Annotated in this window: 14 protein-coding genes, 3 tRNA genes and 1 pseudogene; 16 read left to right on the top strand and 2 right to left on the bottom strand. The window is 54.5% G+C overall.

The window, feature by feature from the left end; genetic code table 11:
• Positions 1–9 precede the first annotated feature (9 nt).
• From tcyL to sdiA, 3 genes are all read left to right on the top strand, one after another.
• Positions 10–678, top strand: coding sequence for a cystine ABC transporter permease (gene tcyL, locus AB2B48_RS09120; RefSeq protein ID WP_185669402.1), 669 nt, complete (start codon positions 10–12; stop codon positions 676–678).
• Complete coding sequence (gene tcyN / locus AB2B48_RS09115; protein ID WP_185669403.1) at positions 675–1,427, top strand: L-cystine ABC transporter ATP-binding protein TcyN; 753 nt, start codon at positions 675–677, stop codon at positions 1,425–1,427. The genes tcyL and tcyN overlap by 4 nt, the downstream gene beginning before the upstream one ends.
• 319 nt (positions 1,428–1,746) lie before the next feature.
• Positions 1,747–2,469 carry a transcriptional regulator SdiA gene (sdiA, locus tag AB2B48_RS09110; RefSeq protein WP_220439298.1) on the top strand — a complete coding sequence of 241 codons (723 nt, stop codon included), beginning with the start codon at positions 1,747–1,749 and terminating at the stop codon, positions 2,467–2,469.
• Between the two features lie 69 nt (positions 2,470–2,538).
• Here the strand turns inward: sdiA and AB2B48_RS09105 are convergent, their stop codons facing one another.
• Positions 2,539–2,763, bottom strand: a complete 225-nt coding sequence (locus AB2B48_RS09105; RefSeq protein ID WP_035894108.1) for a DUF2594 family protein — start codon at positions 2,761–2,763, stop codon at positions 2,539–2,541.
• A 457-nt stretch (positions 2,764–3,220) separates the two neighbouring features.
• Between AB2B48_RS09105 and uvrY the strand changes: the two genes are divergently transcribed.
• The 6 genes from uvrY to AB2B48_RS09075 all read left to right on the top strand — a co-directional run bounded on the left by uvrY (position 3,221) and on the right by AB2B48_RS09075 (position 6,749).
• Positions 3,221–3,877, top strand: coding sequence for a UvrY/SirA/GacA family response regulator transcription factor (gene uvrY, locus AB2B48_RS09100; protein WP_064544562.1), 657 nt, complete (start codon positions 3,221–3,223; stop codon positions 3,875–3,877).
• A complete protein-coding gene (uvrC, locus tag AB2B48_RS09095; RefSeq protein ID WP_368301575.1) occupies positions 3,874–5,706 on the top strand; it encodes an excinuclease ABC subunit UvrC in 1,833 nt (610 codons plus the stop codon). The genes uvrY and uvrC overlap by 4 nt, the downstream gene beginning before the upstream one ends.
• Positions 5,707–5,761: 55 nt before the next feature.
• The gene (gene pgsA / locus AB2B48_RS09090) at positions 5,762–6,310 is read left to right on the top strand and encodes a CDP-diacylglycerol--glycerol-3-phosphate 3-phosphatidyltransferase (RefSeq protein ID WP_185669406.1); all 549 of its coding nucleotides are present in this window, start codon (positions 5,762–5,764) and stop codon (positions 6,308–6,310) included.
• A gap of 151 nt (positions 6,311–6,461) precedes the next feature.
• Positions 6,462–6,537: transfer RNA gene (locus AB2B48_RS09085), tRNA-Gly, on the top strand.
• Between the two features lie 40 nt (positions 6,538–6,577).
• Positions 6,578–6,651 (top strand) — tRNA-Cys (locus AB2B48_RS09080).
• 11 nt (positions 6,652–6,662) lie between these two features.
• Positions 6,663–6,749 (top strand) — tRNA-Leu (locus tag AB2B48_RS09075).
• Positions 6,750–6,876: 127 nt separating this feature from the next.
• Here AB2B48_RS09075 and AB2B48_RS09070 read toward each other — a convergent pair.
• Positions 6,877–7,554 (bottom strand): HAD family hydrolase, encoded by a 678-nt coding sequence (locus tag AB2B48_RS09070; protein WP_185669430.1) that lies wholly within the window; start codon positions 7,552–7,554, stop codon positions 6,877–6,879.
• A 453-nt stretch (positions 7,555–8,007) separates the two neighbouring features.
• Between AB2B48_RS09070 and AB2B48_RS09065 the strand changes: the two genes are divergently transcribed.
• From AB2B48_RS09065 to AB2B48_RS09035, 7 genes and pseudogenes are all read left to right on the top strand, one after another.
• Positions 8,008–9,129 carry a branched-chain amino acid ABC transporter substrate-binding protein gene (locus AB2B48_RS09065; RefSeq protein ID WP_185669409.1) on the top strand — a complete coding sequence of 374 codons (1,122 nt, stop codon included), beginning with the start codon at positions 8,008–8,010 and terminating at the stop codon, positions 9,127–9,129.
• Between the two features lie 79 nt (positions 9,130–9,208).
• Positions 9,209–10,123 (top strand): ABC transporter permease subunit, encoded by a 915-nt coding sequence (locus AB2B48_RS09060; RefSeq protein ID WP_220439422.1) that lies wholly within the window; start codon positions 9,209–9,211, stop codon positions 10,121–10,123.
• 9 nt (positions 10,124–10,132) lie between these two features.
• A complete protein-coding gene (gene livM / locus AB2B48_RS09055) occupies positions 10,133–11,422 on the top strand; it encodes a high-affinity branched-chain amino acid ABC transporter permease LivM (RefSeq protein ID WP_368301574.1) in 1,290 nt (429 codons plus the stop codon).
• Positions 11,419–12,297, top strand: a complete 879-nt coding sequence (locus tag AB2B48_RS09050) for an ABC transporter ATP-binding protein (RefSeq protein WP_368301573.1) — start codon at positions 11,419–11,421, stop codon at positions 12,295–12,297. Before livM ends, AB2B48_RS09050 begins: the two co-directional genes overlap by 4 nt.
• On the top strand, positions 12,294–13,010 hold the full coding sequence (locus tag AB2B48_RS09045; protein WP_220439294.1) for an ABC transporter ATP-binding protein: 717 nt from the start codon (positions 12,294–12,296) through the stop codon (positions 13,008–13,010). The genes AB2B48_RS09050 and AB2B48_RS09045 overlap by 4 nt, the downstream gene beginning before the upstream one ends.
• 167 nt (positions 13,011–13,177) lie before the next feature.
• A pseudogene (locus AB2B48_RS09040) lies at positions 13,178–13,282 on the top strand (LysE family translocator); the annotation flags it as partial.
• A gap of 80 nt (positions 13,283–13,362) precedes the next feature.
• A complete protein-coding gene (locus AB2B48_RS09035) occupies positions 13,363–14,028 on the top strand; it encodes a YecA family protein (protein ID WP_185669414.1) in 666 nt (221 codons plus the stop codon).
• Positions 14,029–14,369 lie beyond the last annotated feature (341 nt).

Below are 14,369 nucleotides of genomic sequence, written 5' to 3'. Positions count from 1 at the left end.
AACGCGCTCATGCAAGAAAGTATTCAACTGGTTATCGACTCCGCGCCGTATCTGCTTAAAGGCGCGGTCTTTACGCTCCAGCTCAGTATCGGCGGGATGTTCTTCGGCCTGATTCTGGGCTTTATTCTCGCGCTGATGCGGCTCTCGCCCATTGGCCCCATCCGCTGGCTGGCACGCTGCTATATCTCTATTTTCCGCGGCACACCGCTGATTGCGCAGCTGTTTATGATCTACTACGGCCTGCCGCAGTTTGGTATCGAACTTGACCCGATTCCGTCGGCGATGATTGGCCTGTCGCTCAATACCGCAGCCTACGCGGCGGAAACGCTACGTGCGGCGATTTCGTCAATCGATAAAGGGCAGTGGGAAGCGGCCGCCAGTATCGGGATGACGCCGTGGCAAGCCATGCGCCGCGCGATTCTGCCGCAGGCGGCCCGCGTGGCGCTGCCGCCGCTGTCGAACAGCTTTATCAGCCTGGTGAAGGACACCTCGCTGGCGGCGACCATCCAGGTGCCGGAACTGTTTCGTCAGGCGCAGCTTATCACCTCACGTACGCTGGAAGTGTTCACCATGTATCTGGCCGCGTCGCTGATTTACTGGGTGATGGCGACGGTGCTGTCGGCGCTGCAAAACTATTTTGAAAATCAGCTTAACCGCCAGGAGCGAGATCCGAAATGAGTGCAATCGAAGTCAAAAACCTGGTGAAGAAATTCCACGGGCAGACGGTGCTGCACGGGATTGACCTGGAAGTAAAAGAGGGTGAAGTGGTAGCGATCATCGGGCCGAGTGGCTCGGGGAAAACCACGCTTTTGCGCAGCATTAACCTGCTGGAAGTGCCGGAAAGCGGCACTATTCGGGTGGGTGATATGACCATCGACACCGCGCGTCCGCTCAGCCAGCAGAAAGGGCTGATCCGCCGCCTGCGCCAGCACGTCGGCTTTGTGTTCCAGAACTTCAACCTGTTTCCGCACCGCACGGTGCTGGAGAACATCATTGAAGGGCCGGTGATTGTCAAAGGCGAAGATAAAGCAGAAGCCACCGCCAGAGCACGGGAGCTGCTTGGCAAGGTGGGGCTTTCAGGGAAAGAGGAGAGCTATCCGCGTCGTCTCTCCGGTGGGCAGCAGCAGCGCGTAGCCATTGCGCGTGCGCTGGCGATGCGCCCGGACGTGATCCTTTTCGATGAGCCAACCTCGGCGTTAGATCCAGAGCTGGTAGGGGAGGTGCTCAACACCATCCGCGCGCTGGCCGAAGAGAAGCGTACAATGGTTATTGTCACCCACGAAATGAGCTTTGCCCGCGACGTCGCCGACCGGGCCATCTTTATGGATCAAGGGCGCGTGGTTGAACAGGGGGAAGCGAAGGCGCTGTTTGCGAACCCACAGCAGGCGCGCACCCGCCAGTTCCTGGAAAAATTCCTCATGCAGTAATAGCGGCGCGGACGCGCCCGGGATTAACGGCGCGCGTCCGCGTACGACTTATTTTTTATCGCAAATGATGCCCTAAGGTTATTTACGCGCTTTTAATGAAAAATTTTACTTAAGTATGCCTAATCAATAGGTAGGCTTTATATTGCCCTGAATAGAGCCAAATGGCCTGGTGGCGGTGTTTACGCGGCATTCGTTGCAAAAATAGGGGAAATTAGGATTATTTTGCCGAAGCGTGATATTTTATACATATAAATAAGATTTATGTGTTAGGTTTCTGTATTCATAAAAATGATTATTGATCAGGGGGTTTCTCGTAGTTATGAGAGACGATGATTTTTTCAGTTGGCGGCGGGAAATGCTGCAAATTTTCCAGGCGGCTTCAGCAAGCGATCAGATATATGCGCTCTTACAGCAGCAGACCGAATATCTGGAATATGACTTCTTCGCACTGTGCGTGCGCCATCCGGTGCCTTTCACACGGCCTCGCATCTCGGTATATACCACTTATCCCGACGCCTGGATGAGTCACTATAAGTCTGCGAATTATATGGCTATCGATCCGGTGCTGAAACCGGATAACTTCTCGTTGGGTCACCTGCGCTGGAACGATGAACTGTTTAGCGATGCACAGGAGTTGTGGCTCGCCGCGCGCAAGCACGGTTTGCATACCGGGGCGACCCAGTGTCTGATGCTGCCAAACCACGCTCACGGTTTCCTGTCGGTATCGCGCACGCGCGTGGCGCGTCAACCGCTTGCGGAAGACGAAATGGCGATGCGGTTGCAGATATTACTGGAGATGAGCCTGCTGGCGTTATTACGCGTCGAAGACGAAATGGTGATGCCGCGGGAAATGAAATTCAGTAAGCGGGAATTAGAAATTCTGAAATGGACGGCGGAGGGGAAAACATCGGCGGAGATTTCGATGATTCTGTCTATTTCCGAGAATACCGTAAACTTCCATCAGAAGAACATGCAGAAGAAATTTAGTGCGCCTAACAAAACGCAGATTGCCTGCTATGCGGCGGCGATTGGATTGATCTGACTCGTTCGTACGTTCTGCGTGCCAGACGGCAAACCGGCTGTAAGCAGCGATGCTTCAGCCGGTTTAAGATTACTGGCGATAAGCTTGTTTAATTTGCTTAACGGTGCTGGAAAATACGGCAGCCTGAGCTTCATCTTCTAACTGCGCAATTTGTTTTTCCATTTTAATAATCACACGCCCCGCATCTGCCTGCCCCATTGCCTGCAGCATCAGCGTCAGCATTGCCTTCAGGCAGGAAAGTTCCTGGGCCAGATTTTGATTATTTTCAGCGGTAGAAAAATCAGGTGTGCTCATTTATTGCCTCGTACAATTTCTGCGCATTATGCGCGTTCCGGATTATGAAAGCGGCGCAGTATACCACAAGCCGGAGGAAAAAAAGGAGCGCCTGTTTTTTGCGCGCAGCTCAGATCTGTTATTCATTATTATTTAGCGGTGAGAAGACAGGCAGTTAGCGCCGAATTGTTTAAATATGGTTCCTTCATCGTTAATTGTTGTTACATATTATAGGGGCTATTTATCAAATATACGACAAAGTGCCTGTTTACTCGGGTTATTGTTGTCCGCATACTGACTTTTGTGTTGGGCATCTTATTGTTTTTTAGGTCTTTCCAGCACCTGTACACGAATATTTCCAAAAACGAGATCGAAATCGGTGCTCTGGCATTTTTAGACTTTCACAGTTGATATAAAACCCGGTAGTATGGGTGAATTAAGAAGTAGTAGCGTTATCCCTATTCTGGAGATTATTCCTTTGATCAACGTCCTTCTTGTTGATGACCACGAACTGGTGCGCGCAGGGATACGACGCATTCTCGAAGATATAAAAGGTATTAGAGTGACCGGCGAAGCCAACTGCGGGGAAGATGCGGTGAAATGGTGCCGCGCCAACCCGGTCGATGTTGTGCTGATGGACATGAATATGCCGGGCATCGGTGGCCTGGAAGCCACGCGTAAGATTGCGCGCTCTGCCGTCGACACCAAAGTCATCATGTTAACCGTACACACGGAAAACCCACTTCCCGCGAAGGTGATGCAGGCCGGCGCTGCGGGGTATCTGAGTAAAGGTGCCGCCCCGCAAGAGGTGGTCAACGCCATTCGTTCGGTCTTCTCCGGGCAGCGTTATATTGCCTCAGACATCGCCCAGCAAATGGCGTTGAGCCAGATTGAGCCGGAAAAGACCGAATCCCCGTTCTCCAGTTTGTCTGAACGTGAATTGCAGATTATGCTGATGATCACTAAAGGCCAGAAGGTGAATGAGATCTCAGAACAGTTGAATCTGAGTCCTAAGACGGTCAACAGCTACCGCTACCGTATGTTTAGCAAATTGAACATACACGGTGATGTTGAACTGACGCACTTGGCAATTCGCCATGGCCTGTGTAATGCGGAGTCGTTAGCAAGTCAGTGAGTGATGTTTTTGATTCAAAAGCCTTTCTGAAAACCGTAACCAGCCAGCCCGGCGTTTATCGTATGTATGATGCCGGCGGTACGGTCATTTACGTTGGCAAAGCCAAAGATCTCAAAAAACGCCTTTCCAGCTATTTCCGCACTCAGGTTGCTTCCCGCAAAACGGAAGCCCTGGTGGCGCAGATAGCGCAGATTGATGTCACCGTTACCCATACCGAAACGGAAGCGCTGCTGCTTGAGCATAACTACATCAAGCTTTATCAGCCTCGCTATAACGTTCTGCTGCGCGATGACAAATCCTATCCCTTTATCTTCCTGAGCGGCGACGCGCATCCGCGTCTGGCGATCCACCGCGGCGCAAAACACGCGAAAGGGGAGTACTTCGGGCCGTTCCCTAACGGCTATGCGGTGCGGGAAACGCTGGCGCTGCTGCAAAAGATCTTCCCGATTCGTCAGTGTGAAAACAGCGTCTACCGTAACCGTTCGCGTCCGTGCCTGCAGTACCAGATTGGTCGCTGCCTGGGGCCGTGTGTGAAAGGGTTGGTAAGCGAGGAAGAGTACGCCCAACAGGTTGACTACGTGCGGCTGTTTCTCGCTGGCAAGGACGACCAGGTGCTGACCCAGCTGATTGCACGGATGGAGAAAGCGAGCCAGGCGCTGGCGTTTGAAGAAGCCGCGCGCATCCGCGATCAGATTCAGGCAGTCCGTCGTGTCACCGAGAAGCAGTTTGTCTCCAATAACGGCGACGACCTCGATGTGATTGGCGTGGCGTTTGAAGCGGGCATGGCCTGCGTGCACGTCCTGTTTATCCGCCAGGGGAAAGTGCTGGGCAGCCGCAGTTATTTCCCCAAAGTTCCAAGCGATACCGAACTGGGCGAAGTGGTGGAAACCTTCGTCGGCCAGTTCTATTTCCAGGGCAGCCAGATGCGAACGCTGCCGGGCGAGATCCTGCTCGACTTTACGCTGAAAGACAAAACGCTGCTGGCCGATTCGTTATCCGAGCTGGCGGGGCGTCGCATTCAGGTGCAAACCAAGCCGCGCGGCGACCGTGCACGCTATCTGAAACTGGCGCGCACCAATGCGGTGACGGCGCTGTCGACTAAACTTTCTCAACAGTCGACCGTCCATCAACGCCTGCAGGCGCTCTCCGCTGAGCTAAAGTTACCGGCTATCAAGCGCATGGAGTGTTTTGATATCAGCCACACCATGGGGGAACAAACCGTTGCCTCGTGCGTGGTATTTGATGCCAATGGCCCGCTGCGCGCCGAATATCGCCGCTACAACATTACCGGTATTACGCCGGGCGATGACTATGCGGCGATGAACCAGGTGCTGCGTCGCCGTTATGGTAAAGCCATCGATGACAGCAAAATACCGGACGTTATCCTGATTGACGGCGGGAAAGGGCAGCTGGGCCAGGCAAAAGCGGTATTTGCCGAGCTTAACGTGCCGTGGGATAAAAACCACCCGCTGCTGCTGGGCGTGGCAAAAGGCAGCGACCGTAAGGCGGGCCTTGAGACGCTGTTCTTTGAGCCGGAAGGTGAGGGCTTCAGCCTGCCGCCGGATTCCCCGGCGCTGCACGTCATTCAGCATATTCGCGACGAATCACACGATCATGCGATTTCCGGGCACCGTAAGAAACGCGCTAAGGTTAAAAGCACCAGTTCGCTGGAGACCATCGAAGGCGTGGGGCCAAAACGCCGCCAGATGCTGCTGAAGTACATGGGCGGGTTGCAAGGTTTGCAGCAGGCAAGCATTGAAGATATTGCGAAAGTGCCGGGAATCTCGGTCGGACTCGCAGAAAAGATCTTCTACTCGTTGAAACATTAGGGGCTCTGTAGCAACATAGGGCTAATATTTACTGACAACAGATAGTTACCTCGCCATGCAATATAATATTCCTACATTGCTCACGTTGTTCCGCGTCGTCCTGATCCCGTTTTTCGTGCTGGCGTTCTACCTGCCGTTCACCTGGGCTCCCTTTGTTTGTGCGCTCATCTTCTTTATCGCAGCGGTAACCGACTGGTTTGATGGCTACCTGGCGCGCCGCTGGAACCAAAGTACCCGTTTCGGTGCCTTCCTCGATCCGGTGGCGGATAAAGTGATGGTCGCGATTGCGATGGTGCTGGTGGCCGAACACTACCACACCTGGTGGGTGACGCTGCCGGCAGCGACCATGATTGCCCGTGAAATTATCATCTCCGCGCTGCGCGAGTGGATGGCGGAGCTGGGTAAACGCAGCAGCGTAGCGGTCTCCTGGATTGGTAAAGTTAAAACCACCGCACAGATGGCTGCGCTGGTCTGGATGCTGTGGCGTCCAAATATCTGGGTTGAGTGGGCCGGTATCGCGTTATTCATGGTTGCTGCAGTGCTGACGCTGTGGTCAATGCTGCAATATTTGAACGCGGCGCGCGGTGATTTGCTTCAAGAGTGATCGTTTCGGCGTAATTTTCAGCAAACGATTCAAAGTTGAGAAAATTACCGTTGACTCACCGCGTCAGATAAGTAGAATGCAACGCATCGAACGGCAGCACTGATTGCCAGACGATAGCAAAATCAAGTGGTTAGCAAATCAACTTGATAATGCGGGAATAGCTCAGTTGGTAGAGCACGACCTTGCCAAGGTCGGGGTCGCGAGTTCGAGTCTCGTTTCCCGCTCCAAATTAAAAGCATCGGCATTAGCGGGTGTTTAAGCATCAAAGGCGCGTTAGCAAAGCGGTTATGTAGCGGATTGCAAATCCGTCTAGTCCGGTTCGACTCCGGAACGCGCCTCCACTTTTTTCCCTGGCCGGATGGTGGAATCGGTAGACACAAGGGATTTAAAATCCCTCGGCGTTCGCGCTGTGTGGGTTCAAGTCCCACTCCGGCTACCATGGGAAACAAAAGAATAATCAAAGCAATAAGCAGTGTCGTGAAACCACCTACGGGTGGTTTTTTTGTTTTTGAAATCCCCTTTCCTGACATCATTCCTACTATGATCGGCCTTCACGGCAATCAACATCAGGTCAAATCCTTCATAAACTCACTGCGAAAGCGCGCAATCGGGTTTTTCTTGCGCGACCAGCCGGGCTGGAAATGCTGCCAGTGCGCATCGCTGGCGGTGGCCAGCAGCTCATAATCGCCGCGGGTATCTCCCCAGGCGCGGAGATGATAGCGGCTGAGCGGGCCATAAACTGCCTCAAGGCGATTGATTTTGTGGATGCATCGGCAGTTATGGCCGACGATCCGCCCCGTCAGCACGCCATCCTTACTCTCAAGCTCGGTACCTATGAGCTTAATCCCCAGCTTTTCAGCAAAAGGCCGCAGGACGATCATCGGCGAGGCGGAGCACAGCGTCACTTCGGCGCCGGATGCGCGTTCTGCCGCTACCGCCATCAGCCCGGCCGGGCGCATCAGTTTTTTCCAGGTGCGCTGGCAGTAGGCTTCCGCTTTGTCCTGTACCCATTTTTCGTCACATCCGGCGAGGAAGGTGGTGATCAGCACTTCCTTAAGCTCATCGCGGGTCAGTCGGCGGCGAAAGCACTGCACCGAAGGGATAACGAGACGCAGCATTTTGCGGGCAAACCGGCGACGACCGAAGGCGAACTTCAGGAAGGGAATAAAGCTGTCGTGCCGGGTCAGGGTACCGTCAAAGTCAAAAACGGACAGGATCTGTTTATCGGCCTCGATTATCGTCATCATTTTTCTCGCACTGGTAGGTATAGATAAAATGTTACCACTAGCCATAGTGGAAGCAAAATATGCCCTGTTTGTCTCTGCACGCCGTCTGCGCATCGCCTCACTCCCTTTGCACCATCAGGTAACATAAGCCGAACAATTTGCTACAAAAATGCACAAAGCGTGACTATTGCATTATTTATGTACTTTATTGTTAACGAGATGTGATCCCCGCCGTAATTTCACCGCGCGGAGGCAGAGGCTTGACCCGCGCACTCTATACTCAAAATTGTCAAATTCCAGGCAAGGGTGCGTAAAGTTGGCAACCATTTTGCTTAATGATTTGGCCTGAAAAGCGTAAGGAAACCTCGCCGTTATCAGCAGGATATTGTCAGGATGTCGTTGTTTGGTGCTCGCGCCAGCCGTTCGGCTTCACACCGTTATGCATAAACCTCTTTGCTAAGGTAGATAATAATGTCGCTGAAATTTATAAAAAGTCCGCTTTCTCTTGTGTTGGCAGGGTGTCTGGTGACGGCGTTTTCCGCCCAGGCCGATATCGTGATTGGCGTGGCAGGGCCATTTACCGGGCCAAATGCCACCTATGGCGATCAATACTGGCATGGCGCCACCCAGGCGGCAGCGGATATCAACGCTGCCGGTGGGATTAACGGCGAGAAAATTAAGCTGGTGCAGGGGGATGACGCCTGCGAACCGAAACAGGCCGTGTCGGTCGCTAACCGCCTGGTCGATCAGGATAAAGTGCAGGCCGTGGTCGGCCATTTCTGCTCTTCTTCCACCATGCCTGCCTCAGAGGTTTATAACGACGCTGGGGTGCTCGCTATTACCCCAGGCTCCACCAACCCGCTGATTACCGAACGTGGGATGAACGATATGTTCCGCATGTGTGGTCGCGATGACCAGCAGGGCGGCGTCGCCAGCGATTTCATCATCGATAAACTGAAGGCCAAGCGCGTGGTGATTATCCACGATAAAGACACCTACGGTCAGGGGTTGGCGGATGCCACCCGCGCCGCGCTGGCAAAACGTGGCGTCAAAGATGTGATGTATGAAGGCCTATCGCGTGGTGAAAAGGACTTCAACGCCCTGGTGACCAAGATTGGCGCGCAGAAACCGGACGTGGTCTTCTTCGGCGGCTGCCACCCGGAAGCGGGCCCGCTGGTACGCCAGATGCGTGAGCAGGGCGTACAGGCGAAATTCTTCTCCGGCGACTGTATCGTCAACGAAGAGATGGTCACCGCCGCGGGTGGGCCGCAGTACACCAAGGGCATCTATATGACCTTCGGTAAAGACCCACGCCTGATCCCGGACGGCAAAGCGGTCATCGAAAAATTCCGCGCCAACAAGTTTGAGCCAGAAGGCTACACCCTCTACTCCTACGCCTCAATTCAGGCGATTGCCGCGGCGTTCAAAGCCACCGGCGGTGCCGACTCTGCGAAAGCCAGCGCCTGGCTGAAAGCCAACCCGGTTGAGACGGTGATGGGCAAGAAAGCCTGGGACAGCAAAGGCGACCTGAAAGTCTCGGATTACGTGGTCTACCAGTGGGACGACCAGGGCAAGTACAAGGAAGTCGAGTAACGAGACGGAATCACGCTCAGCGCCGGTATGAGTTCATACCGGCGCTCAATAATAGATGACACAACACGAGCGAGCGATGATGGAGACATTCTTCCTGCAACAGTTAGTTAATGGATTGACGCTAGGTTCCGTCTACGGATTGATAGCCATTGGTTACACCATGGTCTACGGCATTATCGGTATGATTAACTTCGCGCACGGCGAAGTGTATATGATATCGGCCTATCTCTGCGCCATCGGTCTGGCGCTGCTCTCCTTTTTTGGTCTGCACTCTTTTCCGCTGCTGATCCTCGGCACGCTGGTGTTTACCATCGTGGTGACGGGGGTTTACGGCTGGACGATTGAACGCATCGCCTATAAACCGCTGCGTAACTCCACGCGCCTGGCGCCGCTGATTTCCGCCATTGGCATGTCGTTGATTCTGCAAAACTACGCGCAAATCAGCCAGGGGCCGCGTCAACAGGGCGTGCCGACGATGCTCGACGGTGTGCTGCGTCTGCATATTGGCGAAGGCTTTGTGCAGATAACCTACACCAAAATCTTTATTCTGCTGGCCTCGTTTGCGGGCATGCTGCTGCTGACCTGGATAATCGGCCATACTCGCCTTGGGCGCATGTGCCGTGCTGTGCAGCAGGATCGAAAAATGGCATCCATCCTCGGCATTAATACCGACCGGATTATCTCGCTGGTGTTCGTTATCGGCGCGGCGATGGCCGGACTGGCGGGGGTGCTTATCACCATGAACTACGGCACCTTTGATTTCTATGCCGGGTTTATCATCGGTATTAAAGCTTTTACCGCCGCGGTGTTAGGGGGCATCGGCTCGCTGCCGGGGGCGATGCTCGGCGGGCTGCTGCTCGGCGTTGCCGAAGCGCAGTTCTCCGGAATGGTGAACACCGACTATAAGGACGTCTTCTCCTTTGGTCTGCTGGTGGTCATTCTGATTTTCCGTCCGCAGGGGCTGCTTGGCCGCCCGATTGTCGCCAAAGTGTAGGAGCCGAACATGACGCATTCAACGGCCGTACATGATGGTTTCTCTCTTAAACGCTGCGTGCTGGATACGATTTTCGCAGGCCTGGTAGCGCTGATTGTCTTTGGTCCCATCGTGGGCGTGGTGCTGGACGGCTACAGCTTCAACTTTAACGGCCAGCGGCTGGTGTGGATTGTCGCGGCGGTGATGATAGGGCGGTTTGCCTTAAGCGCGCTGTCGATGACCGCCGTCGGCAGGCGCTTCAGCGCGCGGTTTGAAGGTGACAGTGCCGGGGTTTATGTCCGCTCGCCGGACTATAAAAGCAACATGCGTTGGGTTATCCCGCTGATCCTGGCGCTGGCGGTCTGCTTCCCGTTTGTGGCGACCAAATATGTGCTGACGGTGGCAATCCTTGGGCTTATCTACGTGCTGCTTGGCCTGGGGCTGAACATCGTGGTCGGGCTGGCGGGGCTGCTGGATCTTGGCTACGTCGCCTTCTACGCCATTGGCGCTTACGGGCTGGCGCTTGGGTATCAGTATCTGGGGTTGGGCTTCTGGTCGATGCTGCCGATTGCGGCGCTGATGGCTGCCGCCGCAGGCGCACTGCTCGGCTTCCCGGTGCTGAGGATGCACGGCGACTATCTGGCGATCGTGACGCTGGGGTTTGGCGAAATCATCCGCCTGGTGCTGAACAACTGGCTGAGCTTTACCGGCGGCCCGAACGGCGTATCGGCACCGCCGCCAACCTTCTTTGGCCTCGAGTTTGGTCGGCGGGCGAAAGAGGGGGGCGTGCCGTTCCATGAGTTTTTCCATCTCACCTACAACCCCAATATGAAGTTTATCTTTATCTATGCGGTGCTGGTTCTGGTGGTGCTGCTGGTGCTTTACATCAAGCATCGTTTAACCCGCATGCCGATTGGCCGCGCGTGGGAAGCGCTGCGGGAAGATGAAATCGCCTGCCGCTCGATGGGGCTTAACCACGTGCTGGTGAAGCTGTCGGCGTTTACGCTCGGCGCTTCCACGGCGGGTATCGCCGGGGTGTTCTTCGCCACCTATCAGGGGTTCGTCAACCCGACTTCGTTCACCTTCTTTGAGTCGGCGCTGATCCTCGCCATCGTGGTGCTGGGCGGTATGGGCTCGACCATTGGCGTGGTGCTGGCGGCATTTGTGCTCACCGTCACTCCGGAGCTGCTGCGCAGCTTTGCTGAATATCGCGTGCTGCTGTTTGGCGTGCTGATGGTGGTGATGATGATCTGGCGGCCGCGTGGCCTGATTCGTATCAACCGCAGCGGTTTTGCCGTGCGTAAAGGAGTCGCGCCATGAGCCAGGATGTGATTCTGAGCGTTGAGCATCTGATGATGCATTTTGGCGGCATTAAGGCGCTGAACGACGTTAACCTTGAGGTTAAGCGCGGGTCAATTACCGCGCTGATTGGCCCGAACGGCGCGGGGAAAACCACGGTGTTTAACTGCCTTACCGGCTTCTATAAAGCCTCCGGCGGCAACATTCTGTTCAATACCCGTAATAAAACCACCAACGTGATTCAAATCCTCGGGCAGAAATTCCAACCCGGCGACTGGATAAACCCTGCGCAGTTCGGCCAGCGGCTGTTCTATAAAATGTTTGGCGGCACCCACCTGGTAAACCGGGCCGGGCTGGCGCGAACGTTCCAGAATATCCGCCTGTTCCGCGAAATGTCGGTGATTGAAAACCTGCTGGTGGCGCAGCATATGCAGGTCAACCGCAACCTGATTGCCGGGGTGCTGAATACGCCAGCCTATCGCCGGGCCGAAAGCGACGCGCTGGATCGCGCCTTCTACTGGCTGGAGGTGGTGGATCTGGTGGACTGCGCGAACCGGCTGGCGGGCGAGATGTCCTACGGCCAGCAGCGACGTCTGGAAATTGCTCGCGCCATGTGCACCGGGCCGGAGATGATCTGCCTTGATGAACCGGCGGCGGGTCTGAACCCGGTGGAAACCCGGGCGCTAAGCAAGATTATCCGCTTCCTGCGCGAGCACCATGCGATAACGGTGCTGCTGATTGAACACGATATGGGGATGGTGATGGAGATATCGGACAACATTATCGTGCTCGACCACGGCGATGTGATTGCGCAGGGAGGGGCGGAACAAATTCAGAACGATGAAAAGGTGATTGCCGCCTATCTGGGCACCAGCGAAGACGAGGTGAGCCTATGAGCGAGCCGATGCTGGAGTTTCGTGAGGTCGATGTTTTTTACGGCGTGATCCAGGCGCTTAAGCAGGTCTCTCTGCAGGTCAATAAGGGCGAAACGGTCTCGCTGATTGGCGCCAACGGGGCGGGGAAATCCACTCTGTTGATGTCGATTTTCGGCCAGCCGCGCATTCGCGGCGGACAAATTCTCTTCTGTGGTGACGATATCAGCCATAAATCGACCCACTACGTGGCCTCAGGCGGGATTGCCCAGGCGCCGGAAGGGCGAAGAATCTTCCCCGATATGACCGTTGAAGAGAACCTGCTGATGGGCACTATCCCGGTGGGTACGCAGTATGCGGCAGACGATCTGCAAACCATGTTCGATCTCTTTCCGCGCTTAAAAGAACGGCGTAAACAGCGGGCGATGACCATGTCCGGCGGTGAGCAGCAGATGCTGGCGATAGCCCGCGCGCTGATGAGCCGCCCGAAACTGCTGCTGCTGGATGAACCGAGCTTGGGGCTCGCGCCGATCGTGGTCAAACAAATCTTCCAGACGCTGCGCGAGCTGGCGCGCAACGGCATGACCATTTTTCTCGTGGAGCAGAACGCGCACCATGCGCTAAAGCTTTCGGATCGCGGCTACGTGATGGTTAACGGTCAGATTCGCCTCAGCGGCAGCGGTGAAGAGCTGCTCGGAAATCAGGAGGTGCGTAAAGCGTATCTGGGCGGGGCGTAGCGTGCTATAACAGAGCATCTTTGGCTGCTGTATACACTTCATCCTTCAAGCCGCCTCGGCGTTGGCTGCGCTCGCTCACCCCAGTCACTGACCTTAGTCAGCTCCTGGGGATTCACTCCCTTGCCGCCTTGATGCAACTTGAATGATTTTGTGTATATACGATAATCATGCCTACGCTCGAAACGTTTTTAACCTTCCTGGCCGCGCTGGCGCTGCTCGAAATCTCCCCCGGCCCTGACATGATGCTGACCATGTCGTCGGGGAAAGGGCAATGACGCTGGAGTTCAACGGCAAACTCCTGCATCATTGCGCCTTAAATGATATGCCTCATCAACAACGATAGAGAAAGAGTATGAAAACGGGACCGTTAACCGAAAGCGAACTGGAATGGCTGGACGAAACAATTGCAAAGTATGCCACCGATGCGTCAATTATTGATGTGTCTGAACTGGACGGCATGCTGACGGCGATTCTGTCGTCTCCACTGGAGATTGAACCTGCCGAGTGGATGTTTGCCGTTTGGGGCGGAGCCGACCACGTGCCACACTGGGCGACCGACCGCGAGCGTGACCGTTTCGTCAACCTGACGCTGCAGCATATGAGCGACATCGCCGACCGTCTGAACGACTATCCGGATCAGTTTGATCCGCTGTTTGGTACCCGCGAAGAAGAAGGCCAGGAGCTGACCATCGTTGAAGAGTGGTGCTATGGCTACCTGCGCGGTGCGGCGCTGACCGATTGGTCCGGCCTGCCGGAAGAGCTGCAGGCGGCGTTTGACTGCATTGCGTTGCACGGTGATGAAGAAAAAACAACGGCGCTGGGTGCTTTCACCGCCGAGCAGTATCTCGACAGCATCGATAGCATCAGCCCGGCGGCGCTGGCGCTGTTTGACTATTGGATGGACAATCCGAAAGAAGCGCCGGTCAAACAACCGATTAAAAACGAGCAGAAGGTTGGGCGTAATGACCCTTGCCCGTGCGGCAGCGGTAAGAAATATAAGCAGTGCTGCGGAAAATAATTTTTTAAGGGGCCTGATGGTCCCTTTTTATTTCGCTGCCAATAAGGGGCTGTTGCTCGAATAATCCTCGATTTAATCACATCACCTTACAATTCGCGATACGCTGAACTTAATCATTATACAAATATTTATTATTTACTCTCTATTTATATAAAGAGATATTCTCACGTAAAAAACACACAATGTGGACGTATTGTGAATGTTGATCAAACGCAAACGGCAGGGCTATTAACGATCGTAATATAAATTTTTATATATCGATTTAAATAATAGGTTTTTAAGTGAAAAATAAGTACGGTTGGCGGATAGTTCTCTTTTCATCTGCCGCAGCGTTGTGTCCG

This window comes from Kluyvera sichuanensis (genome assembly GCF_040930405.1).
Lineage (GTDB): Bacteria > Pseudomonadota > Gammaproteobacteria > Enterobacterales > Enterobacteriaceae > Kluyvera > Kluyvera sichuanensis.
This window is presented reverse-complemented; position numbering and strand designations above follow the sequence as displayed.